The sequence below is a fragment of the Vibrio sp. 1402 genome, assembly GCF_033340275.1.
In genome coordinates, this window is sequence record NZ_JAWOWE010000016.1 from 1 (window position 1) to 19,413 (window position 19,413).

A 19,413-nucleotide genomic window follows, 5' to 3' on the forward strand; every position below is an offset into this window, starting at 1 on the left:
TGATGTGCGCATTGCTTCCATTGATGACGCCGTTTATGAAGGCCCTGAAGATTTCAGTGTGACAGTAACCGGCATTGCCGCAGTACAAGGCAGTGATACGGGTATGGCGACGATTATTGATAATGATGCTCCTCCTTCTATTTCAAATGTTGTGAATGCAGTTGTTTCGGAAGAAGGTTTAGCTAATGGTATCCCTGATAATACAGGATCCCCTTCTGACACTACTAACTCCGCAAGTTTCTCAGGAACATTCACAGTTGCCGATCCAGACACGGCGAATGTTTCAGTGGTATTGGCAGGCCCTAACAACCTAACATCAGGAGGGGAGCCTATATCGTGGACGTGGGACAACAGTACTCAAACGCTGACTGCGAAAACTGCTCACCTGAGCATTGTTGCTACTGTTGTGCTGAGCGAGCCTTCAGCTTCAGGTCAAGGTTCTTGGGACTATACTATCACTCTGTTTGAGCCACTTGATCATCCTGTTAATGATGTGGAAGACATCATCAACTTTGATTTACAGATTTCTGTAAGTGATGGACAAACAACAACATCTCAAAGCTTAAATGTGGCCGTTGAAGATGATTGCCCATACGTGCCTGTGGTTGTTCAACCCGTCGATGTGTCGCTTACTGGTGCACCTAACGTTCTGACAGGGCGCATAGATTTTGCAGGAAGTGAGGCAGACGCAACCAGTCGAACATTTGGGGACGTTGTTGTGACTGCAAACGGTTTTGTGTCTGACGAATCTGTGATGCTGGGAACAGCTGAAATCAATCAATCATCAGAAGGGATTGGCGTTAAAAGTTCTGGTAACAACGGCTTCCAATTAGAAAACGAAGTCGATTATCGATTCGCGGGTAATGAGGGTGTATCAGAGCAGTTAATCATAGACTTAGGCAATAAAGTTGCTTACGGAGCAGAAATAGAATTTGAGAAAATGTTTGGTGGTGAACTTGAGAAAGGAATCGCATCTTTTTATAGAGATGGTGTATTAATTGCTCAGCAATCGTTCAGCTCTGACGCAAGCAGTGGTGATTACGCGGCAAATTTCAATGTTCAACAGGGAGGCTTTGATAAAATCATCCTCGAGGCGACCAGTAATGGCAATGGCCCGGATACTGAAGACAACAGTGACTTTACCGTTAAATCAATAACCTTTACAGGTGCGTACTCTGGCGTGCCAATTGCTAGTGCGGATGGGAACCTCGGTGCTGTATATGGAGCTGATGGCCCTGGTTCTATAGTCTTAAATGGAGGTGAGGCTGGTTTAGAGACTCTAGATGGTAAAGACGTGTTGATATACGTCGATCCACAAAACTCTAATAGACTGATTGCAGAGGCTGATGGAGAGCTTGCATTCGAAGTTCAACTTACACCTAGCACTGGAAAATGGGAGTTCTTCCAATACTTGCCTTTGACCTCACCTTATGGCGATGGGGATATCGATTTTAACTACACTATTACTGATAATGATGGCGACAGTAAAACGGGGTACTTTTCTGTCAACCCTTACGCCCCACCAATTGTAGAAGGTGTAACACTAAACGTTTCTGAGGAAGGCTTAAGCAACGCCATTGCTGATGACTCTGCTCTAAACGGCTTTGATGACACAACTGACTCGAGTACTGATGTAGAACAATTGACGCTGGGTCAAACCGTTGATTCTGTTACGCTCAGTGAACCATCTACAGCTCTTACTAGTAACGGTATCTCTGTAACGTGGACGTTATCAAATAACGACCAAATGCTTATCGGTTCAGCGAACGGTGAAGAGGTTATCAAAATATCAGTCAATGATACTGGAGTGGTATCTACGGAGCTTCTTGGTCCGATTGATCACTCCAACCCATCTGGAGAAGACACCTTAAATATTGAGGTGCCTGTGCTTGTCTCGAATGCTCGTGGTCTTACTAACTCCACAACGGTCAACGTTATTGTGGAAGATGACTCACCAGATTCTGCATCTATTATTCACGATGTAGTTGCAGAAACTAAAGAAAGTGCCAACGTTCAGCTCATAATGGATGTCTCGGGTTCTATGCGAACGGATAATCGCTTGCAGATAATGAAAGATTCGGCAACTCAGTTATTGAATCAATATGAGTCTATCGGTCAAACGCGAGTTCAAATTATTACTTATAGCAGTACAGCATCCACTTACGCTATAGGTGCTGCGACGTGGCTGACGGTCGAGGAGGCCAAAGCGTATATTGAGACGCTAACTGCGGGTGGCGCGACTAACTATAACAACGCGCTAAATGAAGCAAAACAGTCATGGGATGATGTAGGTAAGTTAACCAGTGCGTCGAATGTTAGTTACTTCTTGTCAGATGGTCAGCCAAACCCTGCGTCATCATTTATAAACGACGCTCGCGAGCAGAGTTGGATTGATCACCTAACCGATCCTGATAATCAGATAACAGCCCTAGCGTATGGTATGGGCGTTAATCTTATGCCGGAGCAATTAGATCGCGTAGCATATGATGGCTTTTTGAATCAAGACCTTGATGGTGTTGTGGTTCCTGACGTAACTCAATTACCTCCGGTTATGTTGCAGTCAGTGATTCAACCTGTTGGGGGGAACTTGATGTATACCACTTCTCCAGATACAGGTATTGGTGCAGATGGTGGTTATATTAGCGAAATAGAACATGACGGTGTCACTTATTCGTTTGATGGTTCAGACCTAATAGTAACTGAAAATAACGATGGTATTTCGCATGCATTTGACGACACAACGATGCAGCTTACTATCTATATCGACAGCAAACATACTCTGGAAATCGACTTAAACGACGGTGCGTATGCATTTTATGGTGCGGTGGGTGATACAGTTGAAACGTTAGACTTCGATTATGTATTGACGGATAACGATGGTGATCAAAGTGAGAACACCCTGCAATTCGTTATTGATGAAAACGGAGGAGTAAATGCTTCAAGTAATGGCTCTGCAAATATTATTGAAGCTGAAGTGGACGTAAGTCATGACATCTTGATCGGTAATGATAACGAGGCAGATGTCTTTAAATGGGTCAACGACTCCTTGGATACAGGAACAGATCTAATTAGAGGTTTTGAGAGAGATTTGGACACCTTAGATCTGAGTGAAGTCGTTGAAGATGCAGGGCACAATACGATAGAAGAACTTCTCAATAGTATTGACTTGAACATTGATGGCGATGACTTATCTCTAGAAATAACCCATAACGATGGAAACTCAATTCAAACTATCGTAATAGAAAACGGGGCGACAGAGTTTAGTGATTTAATCGTGGGAAATGCGGACTTTGAGAGAGATGTGTTATCCGCACTAACTAAGGTTAACTTAGAGCCATAATGAAAAAGGGCCAGTAGGCCCTTTTCTTCTGCTTTGTCTTACTTATTCGTAGCCTAAAGCACTTTACATGCAAAACCTTTTAAGTAGAAACCTTCTGGATATGCGGTATCGGTTGGGTGGTCAGCGGCTTGTTCAAAACGCTCCACAAACTTTACTTGGCGGTTAGCATCTACGGCTGCATCAGCGATGATTTTCTGGAACAGAACTTGATCCATCAAGCCAGAGCACGAGTAGGTTAGTAGCGTGCCGCCCGGTTTTAGAATTTGCATTGCTAGCATGTTGATGTCTTTGTAACCACGACATGCGCCGTTTAGTTGTGCTTTGCTCTCTGCGAACTTCGGTGGGTCCATGATCACAACATCGAACTGAGTTCCTTGATCACGATACTCACGAAGCAGCTTAAACACGTCTGCATTTAGGAACACGGCACGCTTCTTCGAAATATCAAACTCGTTTAGCTCTGCGTTGAATTTTGCGGTATCTAAAGCAGGTTGCGACACGTCAGCGTTAATCACACGCTTTGCATCACCTTTTAGAGCGTAAAGTCCGAAGCCACCTGTGTAAGAGAAGCAGTTAAGAACTTCTTTGCCTTTCATATATTTCATCGCTTGCTGGCGACTATCACGTTGATCTAGGTAGAAACCTGTTTTGTGTCCGCCAACGATATCTACACTAATCTTTACGCCATTTTCTTCGATGACGACTGATTTAGGTGGCTCTTCGCCGTGCAAGACGCCCGTGCTCTCTTTTAAACCTTCTTTTTTACGAACGGCCACGTCAGAGCGCTCGTACACATTACAATCAGGGAAGCACTCAACCAGAGCGTCAACAATAGCCTGCTTATTGTGTTCTGCGCCAGCACTGAGAAGTTGGCACACAAAGAAATTTTGGTAACGGTCGATCGTAACGCCTGGTAAGCCGTCAGACTCTGCTGCGATAAGGCGATAACCCGTAAGGCCATCACGTTCGATAATGTCTTCACGAAGAAGTTGTGCGTCTTTAAGTCGTTTAACGAAAAACGCGGTGTCGATTTCTTCTTTATCAAAACTCCAAATACGAGCACGAATTTGTGAAGCTGGCGAATATGCCGCTTTAGCTAGCCATTTACCGTCGTGAGTGAATACATCAACCGTTTCGCCAAGAGCAGGTTCGCCCTCAACTTTGTTGATGCCTCGAGAGAAGATCCAAGGGTGCTTGCGCTTGACCGATTTCTCACGACCTTTAACCAAATAGATAGCAGCTGTCATTTCATTAGCTCTTGTTGAATTTTGAAAGGGGCGTATTGTCCGGGATGTGAATGGTAAAAGCAATATCCCTCGGCAATCCAGTACATTGTAGTGACTTTTAAATACAAAAAGGTCACTAAAGTGACCCTTTTATTTGAATTTGCTGTAACAGATTCCGTTGCTATGCTTTAAGTCCAGTCAGTAGCGACTCCATTGTGTCGCTTTGCTTACGCAGTTGATCAACGTTTTGTGAAGTCGTGCTTATCATATTGCACACGTTATCTGCTTGAACTCGAATTTCTTCAACGCTTGAGGCGATATTGTCCGCGACTACACCTTGCTCTTCAGCTGCTGTTGCAATTTGAATGCTACTGTCGGAGATAGTTTGATTTTTATCTGCCAAAGAGCCGATTTCGTGATTCACTTCCGTCATGAGGTTTTGTCCCTCATTTGCATTATTAACTGTCACTTCCATCAGCTTAGTAAGCGACTGGCTGTTACGCTGTAACGATTCAATCATCGTTTGGATTTCAACTGTCGCTTGCTGAGTGCGTCCCGCAAGAGCGCGAACCTCATCCGCAACGACCGCAAATCCACGACCTTGTTCTCCAGCACGTGCTGCTTCAATGGCTGCGTTCAATGCAAGTAGGTTAGTTTGCTCGGAAATCCCATTAATGGTTGTCACGACTTCATCAATTTGTGCGGCATTAGCATCTAACTCCGCTACTGCTTGAGACGCAGATTGAATCTCATTAGAGAGGTTCGAAATCGAGTGAAGCGTATTCTCAACTTTCACTTGTCCAGACTGAGCCACGTTACGTGCATCATCGGTTTGCGTGCTTGAATCGTGAGCTAGTGTCGCGACTTCTCGAATCGTTGATGCCATCTGTTCAGTTGCACTCGCAAGAGAGTTGAGGTGTTCCTGCTGAGTCGCTGAAATATCTGAACTGTGATGAATCGATTGATTCAGGTCTGAGCTAATTTGTTGCATTAACGCCACAGACTCTTGAATCGACAGCACCATTTGTTGCTCTCGTTCTGCAACTTTGTCTATCGTAATAGCAATTTCACTAAACTCGTCGCGAACAGGGAAGAAGTTCATTCTCGCAGTTAAGTCGCCACCAGCAAGAGTGTTTAATGCTTTGTTCATCGTGAACATCGCGCCGCCAATAAACGTCATGATGTAGTAAACACCAAGAGCGAGAATAAACAAGCTCACACAGATGATGCTCACTTGAGTCGTTGATAGGGCAGTCCATAAAGAAAGTTCATGGTTCGCAACCAAACTGTACGCACCATTTAAAACAGACACGGATTGCGGACCAGAGCCAATAGAAACGGTTTCTGAACCCGCTATGAGGCTTGCTACTTGAGATTGAGAAAGATTGCCTGCCTCTATCAGACCTTTCATAAGCATGAGCTCTTCTTGGTACATACTTGAGATCAGTGTATTAGCCGCGCTATTAAGGACGAGAGTGAGAATGACTAAAGCAAGAAGAGGGAGAACGAAGAGCAAATAGAACTTTTCTTGAATCTTTAAGTGAATGAGATACTTATCAATCCAGCGGAATGGAATTTCTTTCATAATTATAATAACCGTGCAAAAACCCACTATCCTTAGTGGGGTGAATAGACGAAAAGAATATATCACTCAGTAAAAAGAAGCGGTACAAAGATGAACGTAAAGTGTGAGAGATTTATAGTAAAAGGTCATGTTCAAGGCGTGGGCTTTCGTTACCATACTTCCCATCAAGGATTGAAGCTAGGGTTAACAGGTTATGCGAAGAACCTAAACAATGGTGATGTTGAAGTGATGGCGTGTGGAACAGACGCGCAAATAGTTGCGTTTTCGAAATGGTTACAAGAAGGACCGCGAACGGCAACAGTAGAGCATGTGATGCAGGAGCCTGCGTCGTATAAGCCGTTACGCGGTTTTAAAATTTTATGAATCTACAAGCATTTAGCTGGCTTTGGTAGGCCGGCTAATTTGGTTGCTTGTTTGGCTGGCCCCTTTTTAAACAGCTTGAATAGATACTTACTATTACCTTTTTCTGGGCCGTGCGCTTTTTCCATCGCTTTCACAAGCATACGCACTGCAGGGGAGGTATTAAACTCTTCATAAAAGTCTCGCACAAAATGCACAACTTCCAAATGAGCATCCGTAAGCTCGATGTCTTCTTCTTTTGCTAAAAGCTCAATCATACCTTCTTCCCATTGAGTATGATCCAATAAGTAGCCTTGAGCATCCGTTTCAATTTCTTTGCCGTTGTAAACGAACATAACGTTTTATCCGTTAAGTAAACATGGATGTTTATAGATTAGCGACAGCCGAGAATGTTCTCAACAAAAGAATCTCGAAGTCGTATCGAGCGAATCAAAAGCGTACAAAATGGTGAGTGTTTTTGACTGAGCTAGGCACTTTGATATAAATGCTCTTTTATTCAAATAAATAGGAAACTATTCAGTTTGTTAGAAATTTTACGGGGTGAGTACCAACGAAATTGCATGGATACCCAGGCTTATTCATTTTTGTTTTGGTTTTTTCTTGGCTACTTGTCTGATTATGGGATTTTAAGGGTGAATGAATAGCTGACAACGTTGTGTTTGTTTTCATAGACCGATATTCTCTTTGATTGATGAAAAGCCTGTATTCAGGTTAGAAACAACAATGATGACAAGGAGTTAGTCATGTCGAAACAACGTTACATTGAGATTAATGACAATGTAAAATCCACTTGGTCCATCGAGCGTATTTGGCAACTTGCAGAATCCTTACCTGTAGAAGAAATTTCGATTGATGATATCAAAGGCCCAAATGAAGTGACTTGGTTTAGTCATGAAGGGCCACAGCCAACCTGCCGTGAAATTGCAAAACATTGCCAACGAATCAACAATGCTGATTTGTCGTATCCGGTAATCTTAACCAGTGACTATCGTGTTTTTGACGGTATGCACCGAATCGCCAAGCAAATCATGTTAGGAGAGGAAACGATCAAAGTGAGACGCTTTAGAGAAAATCCAGAAGCTGACGAAGTTATCGAGTTGTCAGTAGAGCAGGCGTAATACACTGAATTGCACACAAAGAAAAAGCCCGAAGGAATTACCTTCGGGCTTTTTTATTCTACTTAACGAGAAACGATTAATCGTCGTTCATAATACCTAGAATGCTTAGTAGGCTGATGAAGATGTTGTAGATTGATACATACAAAGTTACTGTCGCAGAGATGTAGTTTGTTTCACCGCCACGAATAATGCTTTGTGTTGTCATCAGGATCGCCATAGTAGAGAAAATGATAAACAAGCTGCTCAACGCCAAGTGTAAGAGGGTTGATTGAATAAAGAAGCTTGCAATCATGCCCACAACCAGCACAACAAATAGTGATAGCATTAAGCCACCCATCATCGATAGGTCACGTTTCGTTGTTAGTGCGTATGCCGATGCTGCCATGAAAGATAGTGCCGTACCACCGAGTGCGGTTAATACGATATCGCCCATGCCTGCACCAATGTACATGTTTAGAATAGGGCCAACGGTGTAACCTAAGAAGCCAGTAAATAGGAACGTAAACACAAGGCCAAGACTGTTGTTACGGTTTTTCTCTGTTAAGAATAATAGGCCGTAGAAACCAACCAGCATTAGGATGATACCTGGATGTGGAAGGTTAAATGCCATTGCAACGCCAGCAACGACTGCCGACCATAAAAGTGTCATTGAAAGTAGAGCGTAAGTATTACGCAATACTTTGTTCGTTTGTAGAGCACTTTCTTGAGTTGAAGTGCGGGTAAACATTGGACTGTTCATAATCTTCCTCGATAAGAGACTTTCTTTTAAGTACATTTATGGGATTGAAAGTTCAAAAAATCAAGCCCTAACCATACGTAATTTAGATAAAATAATAATAGAAATAAGATGTTATGTATTTGGCAACTTGTAACACAATATTACTGCCTAGCATAGCTATGTTGATTCTTACACAGATTTTTGAATTTAGTAACAAAAAGCACTGGCTTCATAGAAACCAGTGCTTTTTTATGTCGATTCGGCTAAATCTTAGTGGTGTAAGATTTGCGCTAGGAAATTTTGGGTCCTATCCGATTGAGGATTTTCGAAGAAATCAACAGGGTTGTTTTCTTCGATGATCTCTCCTGCGTCCATGAATATCACGCGATCGGCAACCTCTTTAGCAAAGCCCATTTCATGTGTCACACATAGCATAGTCATGCCTTCCTCGGCGAGTTCGACCATTACATCCAGTACTTCGCGAACCATTTCCGGGTCGAGTGCAGATGTTGGCTCATCAAAAAGCATGACTTTAGGGTTCATACACAAAGAGCGAGCAATCGCCACACGTTGTTGCTGGCCACCAGACAGCTGACCGGGATACTTCTCCGCTTGGTCTGGAATTTTTACACGTTCCAGATATTTCATCGCAACTGCTTCTGCCTCATCTTTTGGCATCTTCTTCACCCAGATAGGCGCGAGCGTACAGTTTTCCAGTACGGTTAAATGAGGGAAGAGATTAAAGTGTTGAAAGCACATGCCCACTTCTCGGCGTACTGCTTCAATGTTCTTTAAGTCTTCAGTTAATTCCGTACCAGAGACGTAAATGCTGCCTGTTTGGTGCTCTTCAAGACGGTTAATACAGCGAATCATCGTTGATTTTCCCGACCCTGATGGACCACAGATAACGATTTTCTCGCCGCGCTTAACGTCGAGGTTAATATTTTTTAGTACGTGAAACTCACCATACCATTTATTCATGTCCTTCAATTGGATCATGTAGTCTTGTTGTTGCGTCATAATACGTCCTTGATCTTGATGAGTTATCGTTTGTGACCGGTATGAAGTTTGTTTTCAAGCCATATCGAATAGCGCGACATGCCAAAACAAAACACCCAAAACACTAACGCGACAAATACATAACTTTCTGTAGCAAAACCTAACCATTCAGGGTCGGTATTTGCTGCTTGTCCTATACCGAGTACGTCAAACATGCCAATGATGAGTACCAAACTGGTGTCTTTAAACAAACCGATGAAGGTGTTCACGATAGAAGGAATAGTAATCTTTAGCGCCTGTGGCAAGATAATCAGCCCAGTCTTTTTCCAGTAACTTAACCCAAGCGCATCAGCGGCTTCATATTGACCTTTCGGAATGGCTTGTAGACCACCGCGTACCACTTCTGCCATGTAAGCGGAGGCAAACATAACCACACCTATAAGGGCGCGAATCAGTTTATCTGTCTCTGAGCCTTCAGACATAAACAATGGAAGCATAACCGAAGCCATGAACAAAACCGTAATCAGAGGAACGCCACGCCAAACTTCAATGTAGACGGTACAAATGCTGCGAATGATCGGCATCTCTGAACGTCTACCAAGCGCAAGCACCACACCAATTGGCAATGAAACTACGATACCAACTAGCGCAATAATGAGCGTAACGAGTAGTCCACCCCACTTGTGTGTATCTACCACTTCTAGTCCAAAGACACCACCGTATAAAAGTCCAGCGATGATGAATGGGTAGATGTTTACGAAGAAAAGCCAAATCCACATCCGTTTCGGTGTCTTCTCATACGCGAGTAAAACAGTAAATATGGCTAATGTGATATAGAACAGGCGAGGGCGCCATAGTTCGGACTCTGGATAAAAACCATACATGAACTGCTCCCAGCGCACGCTGATAAATACCCAGCAAGCACCATCTCGGCTACAGTCGTCACGCGTTGAGCCAATCCAGTCTGCGTTAATAAACGCCCAATCCACGATATACCATATTGCAGTTACGACAATATACGCAAGAATGACAGTAACAATGGAATTGATAGGGCCATTAAATAGATTTTTCCGCATCCAACCAACGAAGCCTACAGTATTGGCGGGTGGCGGGAGATCCGGTTGAAATTGATGAGTACTCATATTATCTCTCCACCAGCGCGACTTTACGGTTATACAAGTTCATTAATGCAGACGTAATCAGACTTAATGTCAAGTACACGCCCATCGTCATCGCAATGATCTCAATCGCTTGTCCCGTTTGGTTCAGGGTAGTACCAGCAAACACAGAGACAAGATCTGGGTAACCAATCGCCATCGCTAACGATGAGTTTTTGGTGAGGTTGAGATATTGACTGGTTAAAGGTGGAATAATAATTCGTAACGCTTGAGGAATGACAACAAGCTTTAAAGTTTTCGAGCGTGGTAAGCCTAGCGACATCGCTGCTTCGGTTTGACCATGGCTAACCGCATTAATACCAGAGCGCACAATCTCAGCAATGAAAGAAGCTGTATAAACACTCAATGCCAAAAGTAGCGCAGCCAATTCAGGAATAATGCTAATACCACCTCGGAAGTTAAACCCTTTTAGTTCAGGATAATTCAGTGAAATTGGCATACCAGCAAGGAAGTACACAACCAATGGAAGGCCAACAACTAAACCCAAAACTATTCTTCCCATTGGGGTTTGTTGCCCAGTGAGACGTTGCTTATTATTCGCCCATACATTAATTAATAAGCTTGCGATTACCCCGAAGATTAACGCGGCAATAACGTAGCTACTGCCAGGTTCCATAGTCGGTGCAGGGAAATATAAGCCACGAACGTTCAGGAAAATAGCTTCACCAAGACTTAAGCTTTGGCGTGGTGAGGGTAATGCTTGAAGAACAGCGAAATACCAGAAGAATATTTGCAGAAGAAGGGGGATATTTCGGAAAGTTTCGATATAAACTGCCGCTAAACGACTAACTAACCAGTTAGAAGAAAGGCGGGCAACCCCCATGGTAAAGCCAATCACAGTAGCCAGAATAATACCTAATACGGAGACTAACGCCGTATTAAGAAGGCCGATGATAAATGTTCTACCGTAAGAGTACGTTTCATCGTATTCAATTAATGTTAACCCAATACCAAACCCGGCTTCTTGATTCAGAAAACCGAAGCCCGTTGCAATACCACGAGCATCTAAGTTATTGAGAGCGTTGTTTACAATCGTGTAAAAGAAAAATACCAGTGCAGCAATGGCAATGATCTGGAAAATAGCAGAACGAAAGGCAGGATTATAAATCAGGCTCTTGCTTCCGCTTGGTTTGGACATCGTACTTGGCGATGTATCTTGTGTCGGTTTCATACAGCGATAACCTCAAACCTTAGTTATAGATATCGGCCTGTATAACGAAGTTTCGTCCTTGCTGGCTAAAGAATAACGCTCTCATGTCTGGTGACATACGAACCTTTAAAGCCGTTCCACCAAGCGAGCGCTTTTCGCCATCCAATGAGCGATCCTTACTCATACAGTGAGATATAATCAAGAAAAAGGGCGGCATGAACCGCCCTGATTAACTCTTTCTATCGGATTGGTGGCGCGTACATAAAGCCGCCTGAATTCCATAGCGCATTAACGCCACGAGAGATTTCTAACGGCGAACCAGTACCGACTGTACGTTCGAAGCTTTCACCATAGTTACCAACTTGTTTGATAACCTGGTAGCCCCAATCGTCGCGGATACCCAACCCTTTGCCTTTAGGGCCATCAACACCGAGGATACGCTTGATGTTTGGATCTGTTGACTTCAGCATTTCATCCGCATTCTTCGAACTAATACCGTATTCTTCAGCGTTAATCATCGCAGACAATGTCCACTTAGCGATGTTAAACCATTGATCATCGCCTTGACGAACGACTGGACCTAGTGGCTCTTTAGAGATGATTTCTGGAAGAACGGCCGCAGAGGACGGATCTTTCAAATTCAAACGTAGTGCATAAAGGCCAGATTGGTCAGTTGTTAATACGTCACAGCGTCCCGCATCAAAACCTTTCGAAGTTTGCGCCGCTGTGTCGAATACCACTGGTTTGTACGCCATGCCTTGGTTGCGGAAATAATCTGCAAGGTTTAGCTCGGTTGTTGTACCTGATTGAACACATACCGACGCACCATCAAGCTCTTTAGCACTTGATATACCAAGTTCCTTCTTCACCATAAAGCCTTGACCGTCGTAGTAGTTCACACCTACGAAGTTTAGGCCCAGTGCAGTGTCACGGTGGAGAGTCCAGGTCGTGTTACGGGAAAGCACATCAATCTCACCAGATTGAAGCGCAGTGAAACGTTCTTTTGCGGTTAGGGGTACATATTTAACTTTCGTTTTATCCCCAAGAACGGCTGCAGCCAGTGCTTGGCAATATTCTACGTCGATACCTTCCCATTCGCCTTTTGAGTTAGGGTTAGAGAAACCAGGTAGACCGGTACTTACGCCACAAGTAAGAAAACCTTGTTTTGTGACTTTGTCCAGAGTAGTGTCTGCTGCTTGAGCTGATGTTGCCATCATCGCAGTAGAAGCCGCTACGACGGAAGCAAGAACTGTGAGTTTATTTGCCATTTGTATCCTTCCTGTATGATCCATGTTTAATCAGGAGTGACCTGAAATAACGTGTCCAATTCGTTAGAGTTATCGTCCTACGTGATTGATTTTCGAAGAAACGGCATTCGATAGATCAACCAGTTATAAGCGTAGGAAAGGATCTGTTAATTCTCAAATATATAATTTAAATGAAGTTTTGAGAGAACTTACAAAGTGCCTTGAGATTTAGAATGACGAAATGTTAATTGTTTGTAAATAGTGCAATTCATGGACAATTTGGTGCATCAGAACAATCAATAGAAGAGTGAACAATACAAAAGAATAAAAAGTTGTTATTAAAACTGTCATTAGCTGAGCAAGGTGAAGTTCAGTAAAAATTCAAACAAAAATTATTTGTGATACCGAAACAGGGTGATGAGCTTGCCCCATTTTTGGTAGCATGGTCTACAACAGCTAATTAGAGTAATCATGGATTGAAATGCGATATTTTCCTCTGTTCTTAGATTTAATTAATAAACCCGTTCTCGTCGTGGGTGGCGGTGAGGTGGCAAGCCGAAAGGTGGAAGCGTTGCTAAAGGCTGGGGCGGATGTGACTATCGTTTCTCCGACGTTGGTTGATTTTCTGTCTAAGCTTGCTTCTGAGCATCAACTGCGCTGGGTACAACGTTTCTATTCGAGTGACATTGTCACTAAAAACTTTGTTCAAGTGTGGGCGACGACAGACAATCCTGAGCTAAATCACCAAGTGTACAAAGATGCCAAAGAGCTAGGCATCTTGGTTAACGTTGTGGATGATAAGCCTTATTGTGATTTCATCACGCCGTCAATGATTAATCGTGGCCGCATCCAAATCGCTATCTCTAGTGGTGGAGCTTCGCCAGTTTTAATTCGAAACATCCGTGAAAAGCTTGAATCGATACTGCCACAAAACATGGGGTTGATGGCGGATTTTGCTAACTCAAAGCGAAACTCAATTAAAGAGGCACTGCCTAGCGTCGATTTACGCCGCAAGTTTTGGGAGCAATTTTTCTCGAATCCCGAGGTGGAAAACGCGCGAGATAATCGTGAGTTAGAAGCAATTTACCAAGCGACCATGGCAACACCTTTAGATGAAAAGGGAAGTTGTACTTGGATACATGTTGGGAAAGATGTTGAGATGTTGCCAATAAAAGCCGTACGCTATATGCAACAAGCGGAGCTGGCTCTGTACTCAACTCGATGTGAAGCGAATGTGTTAGAACTAATACGCAGAGATGCAGAAAGAGAAGCTTTCTCGAGCGCTGCTGAGCTTTCGGATATGCTGGCCAAGGCTAAAGCTGAAAAGCTTCGAATTTGCGTGTTCATACCGCAAGGAACGAGCGAATTCGTATTGCTGCAAGGGCAGGACTTGGTTATCTAGCAATGCCAAATGCTAAAAGTGGATACGTAGTTCGTTACACAAAAGCCAATAAAAAACGCCAGCGGATTATGCGCTGGCGTTTTTACTTACTTCTCAGATTGATTAATCACGGAAGTTGTTAAACTGGAATGGGATACCCATCTCTGCTTCACGAATCGCTGCCATTGTCGCTTGCAGGTCGTCGCGTTTCTTACCAGTAACACGTACTTTGTCGCCTTGAATAGAAGCTTGTACTTTTAACTTTGCGTCTTTGATAAGTTTCACTACTTTTTTCGCCGTTGGAGTATCAATACCTTGACGGAAAAGCAGAGTTTGGTGCCAGTTTTTACCAGTAACGTCTGGGTCTTGTGCATCCATTGCGTTCGCGTCAATGTTACGCTTCGCTAAGTGGCCGCGTAAAATGTCGCGCATTTGCTTAAGTTGGAAGTCACCTTCCGCAGACATTTTTACGTTTTCTTCTACTAGCTCAAAGCTCGCATTTACGTTGCGGAAATCGAAACGAGTAGACAATTCACGGTTAGCGTTATCAACGGCGTTACGTAGTTCAACCGTATCGATTTCAGAAACAATATCAAACGATGGCATGAAGATTCCTTGATTATTTTGTTATAGGGACTTTCGGGACTTAACAGCGCTTGCCAGCATATCTAGCATTGTAGCAGTGTCTTCCCAACCTAGGCATGGATCTGTAATAGACTGACCATACGTTAGGTTATTGATGTCAGTCATTGGCTGATTGCCTTCAAGAATAAAGCTTTCAGCCATGATACCCGCAATACGAGTGCTGCCTGACTTAATTTGGTTACAAATGTCTTGAGCTACGTCGATTTGTTTTCTGTGTTGCTTCTGACAGTTTGCATGGCTGAAATCCACAACCAAACGTTGTGGCAATCCAAACTCAGCTAAAGCATCACATGCTTGTTTGACTGATGCTTCATCAAAGTTAGGGCCTTTTTCTCCACCGCGCAGAATAATATGACCGTAAGGGTTGCCACTTGTGCGGTAAACCGTCATTCGACCGTTCTTATCTGGCGAGTAGAAGTAATGCGATGCTTTCGATGCGCGAATTGCATCAATTGCAATTTTTACGTTGCCATTTGTGCCATTTTTGAAACCAACTGGGCAAGATAGTGCCGACGCCATTTCACGGTGAATTTGTGATTCCGTTGTGCGAGCACCAATCGCGCCCCAAGTGATCAAATCCGCGATGTATTGGCCAGTGATCATATCAAGAAACTCAGTAGCAGTCGCAAGACCAAGCTTGTTGATATCCAGTAGTAGTTTACGAGCTTTATGAAGACCAGCTTCAAGTGCGTAAGAACCATCTAGGTTAGGGTCCGTAATCAAACCTTTCCAACCAACTACTGTACGAGGCTTTTCAAAGTAAGTACGCATCACGATAAACAGTTCGTCTTTGTACTTGTCTTGGATTTCACTCAGGCGAGTGGCGTAATCAATGGCAGCTTCAGTGTCGTGAACAGAACACGGACCTACAATCGCAAGAAGGCGATCGTCTTCACCCGATAAAATGTTTTCAATCTGACGACGAGATTGAGCGATACGGTCTGCAACGTCATCCGTAATAGGATGTACACTACCTAGCTCTGCTGGGGTAGGCATTGGACCCAAAGGTTGGGTTCTCAATTCATCTGTTTTTATAGGCATGTTATAGCTTTATTCTCTATTGCGAAGGGGTAAAGATAACGGAATTACAGGCAGGAATAAACCGTTTCACGGGAATCTTCGCCAGGAAATACCGAATTGTATACAAAGGTGTAGGTATTCATTTAAATGACTTATGTATAAATGACAAAACTTGATCATTAAATCAATATATATACATTTGAATTTATAACCATTTTATCTATCTCGCTGTAAGGTAATCTAAGTAACTGCGATAAACTTCATACCTCACGGGTGACGCTGTCACTTCCTGAGGGTTAAATAACTCGTGAGATCGAGCTTTTGTTAACATTTCTTTGACATCTATTTCTTTCGTTGATTAACTGGTCTGACTAGATTGGTAAGGAGACCAAAATGTTATCAGCTCTACGTCGTGCGAATTTGTATCTAAATCTGTTTGGCTTTTCAAAAGTGCCGCTGATTTGGCTTTGCCACCCTAAAATCATTGCGATAGATAGCAAGCATGTTGAGGTTCGTATCCCATTGCGCAGAAGAACGAAGAACCACCTGAATAGCATGTATTTCGGCGCTTTAGCCGTTGGCGCTGATGTTGCTGGTGGTTTTCTTGCTATGAGTAAAGCGCAAGAAAAGGGAGAAGCGATCTCGCTAGCATTTAAAGGTGTGAAAGCCGAGTTTTTAAAGCGCCCGGAAGCCGATGTGCACTTTGTTTGTAACGATGGTCATGTCATTGATGAGATGCTCGAGCACACCTTGGCAACGGGTGAACGAGTAAATCGTGACGTAAAAATTGTCGCGCTGTGTCCTAACTTACATGGTGACGAGCCAATGGCTGAATTTTCGCTTACTCTTTCGATAAAAAAAGCAGCCCAACAAAGAAAAGAGGCTGCCTAGTGGTTTGTGGCTCGTTTGTTTAAAGGCGTTGGCTTAATTGAGTTCAATCTTCTCGATAGAGACGATTTTGGAGCGATTTAAGACCACTTTCCAGCGGTAATAAACAGGCTCATCGGTGTGGTTGTCCTCTTTGACAATCACATTGAGCAAATGACGTTTCTCTACTGACTCTTTGGTTACTTGACCTTCATTTAAACGGTAAACTCGGTTTGAGCTTTTATCCATCAAGCGGATGATAGGGCGCAAACTGATGTTCAATGTTTCTCTCGTTTGTTCGTAACCACTCAAGAAAAGAGAGGTCGCCATTTCGGTTTTCTCGTGATAATGAAGAATCTGCTCTTCACGTTGAACGACGCGTTTTTTACGTATTCTTTGAATCTTATCCGGCAAGCTACTTAAGGTACGATAATCGAGCCACTCCAATTTTTTGCCAACCACTTTTTTCGTCGTTGGATCAACGTACTTCTTACGCCATTTTGGTTTGCCTTTACGGATCCATCGCCACATGGCATCGCGTAAATCATCTTTAAAGATTTCTCGTAAAGCGTAAATAAAAGACATCGCGATAATGAATGAGGCAGAAATTTCCCCCAGATAATCGCGAGCGAGAATCACGGTCGAGGTCACGACAACCATCACTAAACCGGTTGCAATACCTTTGATAGCGCGCTTAATGTTGTTACCCATCGATATGGTTTCTTCACGAAGCACGATAGGGTGTTCAATCAATCGCCTTAGCAAGCGCATTTTGTTAGATAGGCGAGTAACGTCTTCAACGACTCTTGATGAGTTGTATTTGTTGAGTTTACGATGGGCTTGCTCTTTCTCACATAGCGTGATCAGACGCTTTTTGATCGTGCCATAGTCGCCTTCACGTGGTAGATGGGCCACCAGTGACAGGAACTTTTGCTCGGTATACCAAGACAGATAGTTATCGATGTTAACGTAGTAGCGTTTTAAGTTCTCTTCATAAGGAATAGAACGCCGCAAGCGCTTTAAGATCTCAAGCGTGAGCTCGATAACTTCGTCCACTTCATCTTCCGTTACGGAGTTGTTCTCATGCTTGTTTAAACTTGCTACCGCTTTGTCTAGCGCGATAACGTATTGGTAAGCGAACAAACTCAAACTTACTCGGTATTGCTGATTCGACAGGCGTCCACGTTTGGCAAGTCGACTGTGTACTAGCGGAAGAAGGATTTCAGTACTGTAATAAGATCGTTGCTGTGTGATTGAGGTGTAATAAAATTCGGATTCACTGATGATATCGGCGTTTAAACCAAGCTCACCAGGTATAAAAAAGTAAATATCTAGGTCGACACTTTTGCTCTTTGCGAGTGCATGACTGATTTTTAATGTTATTGAGTCTTGTTTATCGACGGTGACCAAAGAAAGCTCCTGACTTTGCTAAAGCATTCTTAACTTATGCGTTCCGTTGAGCAGGTAAGTATAAGAGTGCTAAAAGAGTGACTGGGGCATATAGCTGAACGACAACAGCATAACAGAGCACTATGCTTTTCTCTCTGATTTTCTTGTTAGTTTAGGTATAATTCCACGTAAATTTAAAAAGAGACAAAATCAATGATTAAAATTGGTCAAATTAACAGCTTAGAAGTCATTAAAAAGGCTGATTTTGGCGTATTTCTGGATGGCGATGATTACGGTTCTGTTCTACTACCTAGTAAGTATGTACCAGAGGGTACTGAAATTGGTGAGCATGTAGACGTATTTCTGTACTTCGATTCAGAAAGCCAACTTGCTGCGACCATTGAAAGACCAATTGCCCAAGTGGGTGAGTGGGGTTTAATGAAGATTGAGGGTGTGAATGCGACAGGTGCTTTTGTAAATTGGGGCATCAAAGAAAAGGACTTACTGATTCCTTTTAGTGAGCAACGCACTCGCTTCTCTGCCGGACAAACCATTTTAGTGTATGTTTATACCGACAAAGCGTCAGGTCGCATTGTTGGTACGACTAAGTTCAATAAATGGTTAGATAAAACTCCAGCGAATTATGAAGTTAACGAGCAAGTTGATTTGATCATCGCAGAGCGTAGTCAACTTGGTTATAAAGCTATCGTTAACGGTAAGCATTGGGGCATGATTTTCCCATCGGATGTTTTTGGTAAGCTTTACATCGGTAAAAAGCTGAAAGGCTTTATTAAGCACATTCGTGAAGATGGCAAAATCGACCTTGCTCTACAAAAAGTCGGTGTGGCGAAAATGGACGATCTTTCTAGTAAGATCCTTGACTTGCTAGAGAAGAAAGGCGGATTTTTGCCTTTGAATGACAAGTCTTCTCCTGAAGCGATTTTTGATGCTTTCCGCACAAGTAAAGGGACTTATAAAAAGACCATCGGTGGCTTATACAAGCAGGGTAAAATTGTCATTGAGAAAGACGGTATTCGTATAGCGTAGTCCAAACTCACGTATAGTGGAACTACAGCCAAAAAAACGGCCCAAACTTTTCCTTTTTTTGGGCCTAGGGGAAACGGCTCCGCAGAGCCTGCGCTAAACTTGTCCAACAATAATTTTGTTGGTGAACATAGAGAGAAATGCCA

The 19,413-nt window shown here is 43.2% G+C and carries 18 protein-coding genes; 6 read left to right on the forward strand and 12 right to left on the reverse strand.

Annotation, left to right across the window (positions count from 1 at the left end; translation table 11 throughout):
- The coding region (locus tag R7044_RS21145; RefSeq protein WP_225455794.1) for a VWA domain-containing protein at nt 1-3,340 on the forward strand (3,340 nt) is incomplete at its 5' end.
- Between the two features lie 53 nt (nt 3,341-3,393).
- Here the strand turns inward: R7044_RS21145 and R7044_RS21150 are convergent.
- The gene (locus tag R7044_RS21150) at nt 3,394-4,587 is read right to left on the reverse strand and encodes a class I SAM-dependent methyltransferase (RefSeq protein ID WP_025766603.1); all 1,194 of its coding nucleotides are present in this window, start codon (nt 4,585-4,587) and stop codon (nt 3,394-3,396) included.
- Between the two features lie 160 nt (nt 4,588-4,747).
- Nucleotides 4,748-6,151 carry a methyl-accepting chemotaxis protein gene (locus R7044_RS21155; RefSeq protein ID WP_033905337.1) on the reverse strand — a complete coding sequence of 468 codons (1,404 nt, stop codon included), beginning with the start codon at nt 6,149-6,151 and terminating at the stop codon, nt 4,748-4,750.
- 90 nt (nt 6,152-6,241) lie between these two features.
- Between R7044_RS21155 and yccX the strand changes: the two genes are divergently transcribed.
- Nucleotides 6,242-6,514 (forward strand): acylphosphatase, encoded by a 273-nt coding sequence (gene yccX, locus R7044_RS21160; protein ID WP_033905335.1) that lies wholly within the window; start codon nt 6,242-6,244, stop codon nt 6,512-6,514.
- Between the two features lie 2 nt (nt 6,515-6,516).
- Here yccX and R7044_RS21165 read toward each other — a convergent pair whose 3' ends face one another.
- Complete coding sequence (locus tag R7044_RS21165; protein WP_005377396.1) at nt 6,517-6,846, reverse strand: TusE/DsrC/DsvC family sulfur relay protein; 330 nt, start codon at nt 6,844-6,846, stop codon at nt 6,517-6,519.
- 408 nt (nt 6,847-7,254) lie between these two features.
- Here R7044_RS21165 and R7044_RS21170 point away from each other — a divergent pair, with 408 nt between their 5' ends.
- Nucleotides 7,255-7,629, forward strand: coding sequence for a chromosome partitioning protein ParB (locus R7044_RS21170; protein WP_005377398.1), 375 nt, complete (start codon nt 7,255-7,257; stop codon nt 7,627-7,629).
- A 76-nt stretch (nt 7,630-7,705) separates the two neighbouring features.
- Here R7044_RS21170 and R7044_RS21175 read toward each other — a convergent pair whose 3' ends face one another.
- The 6 genes from R7044_RS21175 to R7044_RS21200 form a co-directional block, all read right to left on the reverse strand.
- Nucleotides 7,706-8,368 carry a Bax inhibitor-1/YccA family protein gene (locus R7044_RS21175; RefSeq protein WP_025766607.1) on the reverse strand — a complete coding sequence of 221 codons (663 nt, stop codon included), beginning with the start codon at nt 8,366-8,368 and terminating at the stop codon, nt 7,706-7,708.
- Nucleotides 8,369-8,617: 249 nt separating this feature from the next.
- Nucleotides 8,618-9,367: an amino acid ABC transporter ATP-binding protein gene (locus tag R7044_RS21180; RefSeq protein ID WP_017634609.1), complete on the reverse strand. Its 750-nt coding sequence runs from the start codon at nt 9,365-9,367 to the stop codon at nt 8,618-8,620.
- A 23-nt stretch (nt 9,368-9,390) separates the two neighbouring features.
- Nucleotides 9,391-10,488, reverse strand: a complete 1,098-nt coding sequence (locus R7044_RS21185) for an amino acid ABC transporter permease (RefSeq protein ID WP_005389988.1) — start codon at nt 10,486-10,488, stop codon at nt 9,391-9,393.
- A gap of 1 nt (nt 10,489) precedes the next feature.
- Nucleotides 10,490-11,695 (reverse strand): amino acid ABC transporter permease, encoded by a 1,206-nt coding sequence (locus R7044_RS21190; protein ID WP_033905332.1) that lies wholly within the window; start codon nt 11,693-11,695, stop codon nt 10,490-10,492.
- Between the two features lie 19 nt (nt 11,696-11,714).
- Entirely contained in the window at nt 11,715-11,840 is a 126-nt protein-coding gene (locus tag R7044_RS21195) for a hypothetical protein (RefSeq protein ID WP_258516054.1), read from the reverse strand.
- A gap of 73 nt (nt 11,841-11,913) precedes the next feature.
- The gene (locus tag R7044_RS21200; RefSeq protein ID WP_033905331.1) at nt 11,914-12,942 is read right to left on the reverse strand and encodes an amino acid ABC transporter substrate-binding protein; all 1,029 of its coding nucleotides are present in this window, start codon (nt 12,940-12,942) and stop codon (nt 11,914-11,916) included.
- 460 nt (nt 12,943-13,402) lie between these two features.
- Here R7044_RS21200 and R7044_RS21205 point away from each other — a divergent pair, with 460 nt between their 5' ends.
- Nucleotides 13,403-14,323, forward strand: a complete 921-nt coding sequence (locus R7044_RS21205; protein WP_033905330.1) for a bifunctional precorrin-2 dehydrogenase/sirohydrochlorin ferrochelatase — start codon at nt 13,403-13,405, stop codon at nt 14,321-14,323.
- Nucleotides 14,324-14,425: 102 nt separating this feature from the next.
- Here the strand turns inward: R7044_RS21205 and R7044_RS21210 are convergent, their stop codons facing one another.
- Nucleotides 14,426-14,908, reverse strand: coding sequence for a YajQ family cyclic di-GMP-binding protein (locus R7044_RS21210; RefSeq protein ID WP_005377415.1), 483 nt, complete (start codon nt 14,906-14,908; stop codon nt 14,426-14,428).
- A 21-nt stretch (nt 14,909-14,929) separates the two neighbouring features.
- Nucleotides 14,930-15,988 carry a 3-deoxy-7-phosphoheptulonate synthase gene (locus R7044_RS21215; RefSeq protein ID WP_005390197.1) on the reverse strand — a complete coding sequence of 353 codons (1,059 nt, stop codon included), beginning with the start codon at nt 15,986-15,988 and terminating at the stop codon, nt 14,930-14,932.
- A 372-nt stretch (nt 15,989-16,360) separates the two neighbouring features.
- Between R7044_RS21215 and R7044_RS21220 the strand changes: the two genes are divergently transcribed.
- Nucleotides 16,361-16,858: a DUF4442 domain-containing protein gene (locus tag R7044_RS21220; protein ID WP_005377418.1), complete on the forward strand. Its 498-nt coding sequence runs from the start codon at nt 16,361-16,363 to the stop codon at nt 16,856-16,858.
- 33 nt (nt 16,859-16,891) lie between these two features.
- Here the strand turns inward: R7044_RS21220 and R7044_RS21225 are convergent, their stop codons facing one another.
- Complete coding sequence (locus R7044_RS21225) at nt 16,892-18,244, reverse strand: hypothetical protein (protein WP_005377421.1); 1,353 nt, start codon at nt 18,242-18,244, stop codon at nt 16,892-16,894.
- Between the two features lie 192 nt (nt 18,245-18,436).
- Between R7044_RS21225 and R7044_RS21230 the strand changes: the two genes are divergently transcribed.
- Complete coding sequence (locus R7044_RS21230; RefSeq protein ID WP_042523003.1) at nt 18,437-19,270, forward strand: S1 RNA-binding domain-containing protein; 834 nt, start codon at nt 18,437-18,439, stop codon at nt 19,268-19,270.
- Nucleotides 19,271-19,413 lie beyond the last annotated feature (143 nt).

Excerpts from the sequence above, each read along its gene's own strand:
- R7044_RS21150 (WP_025766603.1), bottom strand. The coding sequence starts at position 4,587 with ATGACAGCTGCTATCTATTTGGTTAAAGGTCGTGAGAAATCGGTCAAG.
- R7044_RS21155 (WP_033905337.1), bottom strand. The coding sequence starts at position 6,151 with ATGAAAGAAATTCCATTCCGCTGGATTGATAAGTATCTCATTCACTTA.
- yccX (WP_033905335.1), top strand. The coding sequence starts at position 6,242 with ATGAACGTAAAGTGTGAGAGATTTATAGTAAAAGGTCATGTTCAAGGC.
- R7044_RS21165 (WP_005377396.1), bottom strand. The coding sequence starts at position 6,846 with ATGTTCGTTTACAACGGCAAAGAAATTGAAACGGATGCTCAAGGCTAC.
- R7044_RS21170 (WP_005377398.1), top strand. The coding sequence starts at position 7,255 with ATGTCGAAACAACGTTACATTGAGATTAATGACAATGTAAAATCCACT.
- R7044_RS21175 (WP_025766607.1), bottom strand. The coding sequence starts at position 8,368 with ATGAACAGTCCAATGTTTACCCGCACTTCAACTCAAGAAAGTGCTCTA.
- R7044_RS21180 (WP_017634609.1), bottom strand. The coding sequence starts at position 9,367 with ATGACGCAACAACAAGACTACATGATCCAATTGAAGGACATGAATAAA.
- R7044_RS21185 (WP_005389988.1), bottom strand. The coding sequence starts at position 10,488 with ATGAGTACTCATCAATTTCAACCGGATCTCCCGCCACCCGCCAATACT.
- R7044_RS21190 (WP_033905332.1), bottom strand. The coding sequence starts at position 11,695 with ATGAAACCGACACAAGATACATCGCCAAGTACGATGTCCAAACCAAGC.
- R7044_RS21200 (WP_033905331.1), bottom strand. The coding sequence starts at position 12,942 with ATGGCAAATAAACTCACAGTTCTTGCTTCCGTCGTAGCGGCTTCTACT.
- R7044_RS21205 (WP_033905330.1), top strand. The coding sequence starts at position 13,403 with ATGCGATATTTTCCTCTGTTCTTAGATTTAATTAATAAACCCGTTCTC.
- R7044_RS21210 (WP_005377415.1), bottom strand. The coding sequence starts at position 14,908 with ATGCCATCGTTTGATATTGTTTCTGAAATCGATACGGTTGAACTACGT.
- R7044_RS21215 (WP_005390197.1), bottom strand. The coding sequence starts at position 15,988 with ATGCCTATAAAAACAGATGAATTGAGAACCCAACCTTTGGGTCCAATG.
- R7044_RS21220 (WP_005377418.1), top strand. The coding sequence starts at position 16,361 with ATGTTATCAGCTCTACGTCGTGCGAATTTGTATCTAAATCTGTTTGGC.
- R7044_RS21230 (WP_042523003.1), top strand. The coding sequence starts at position 18,437 with ATGATTAAAATTGGTCAAATTAACAGCTTAGAAGTCATTAAAAAGGCT.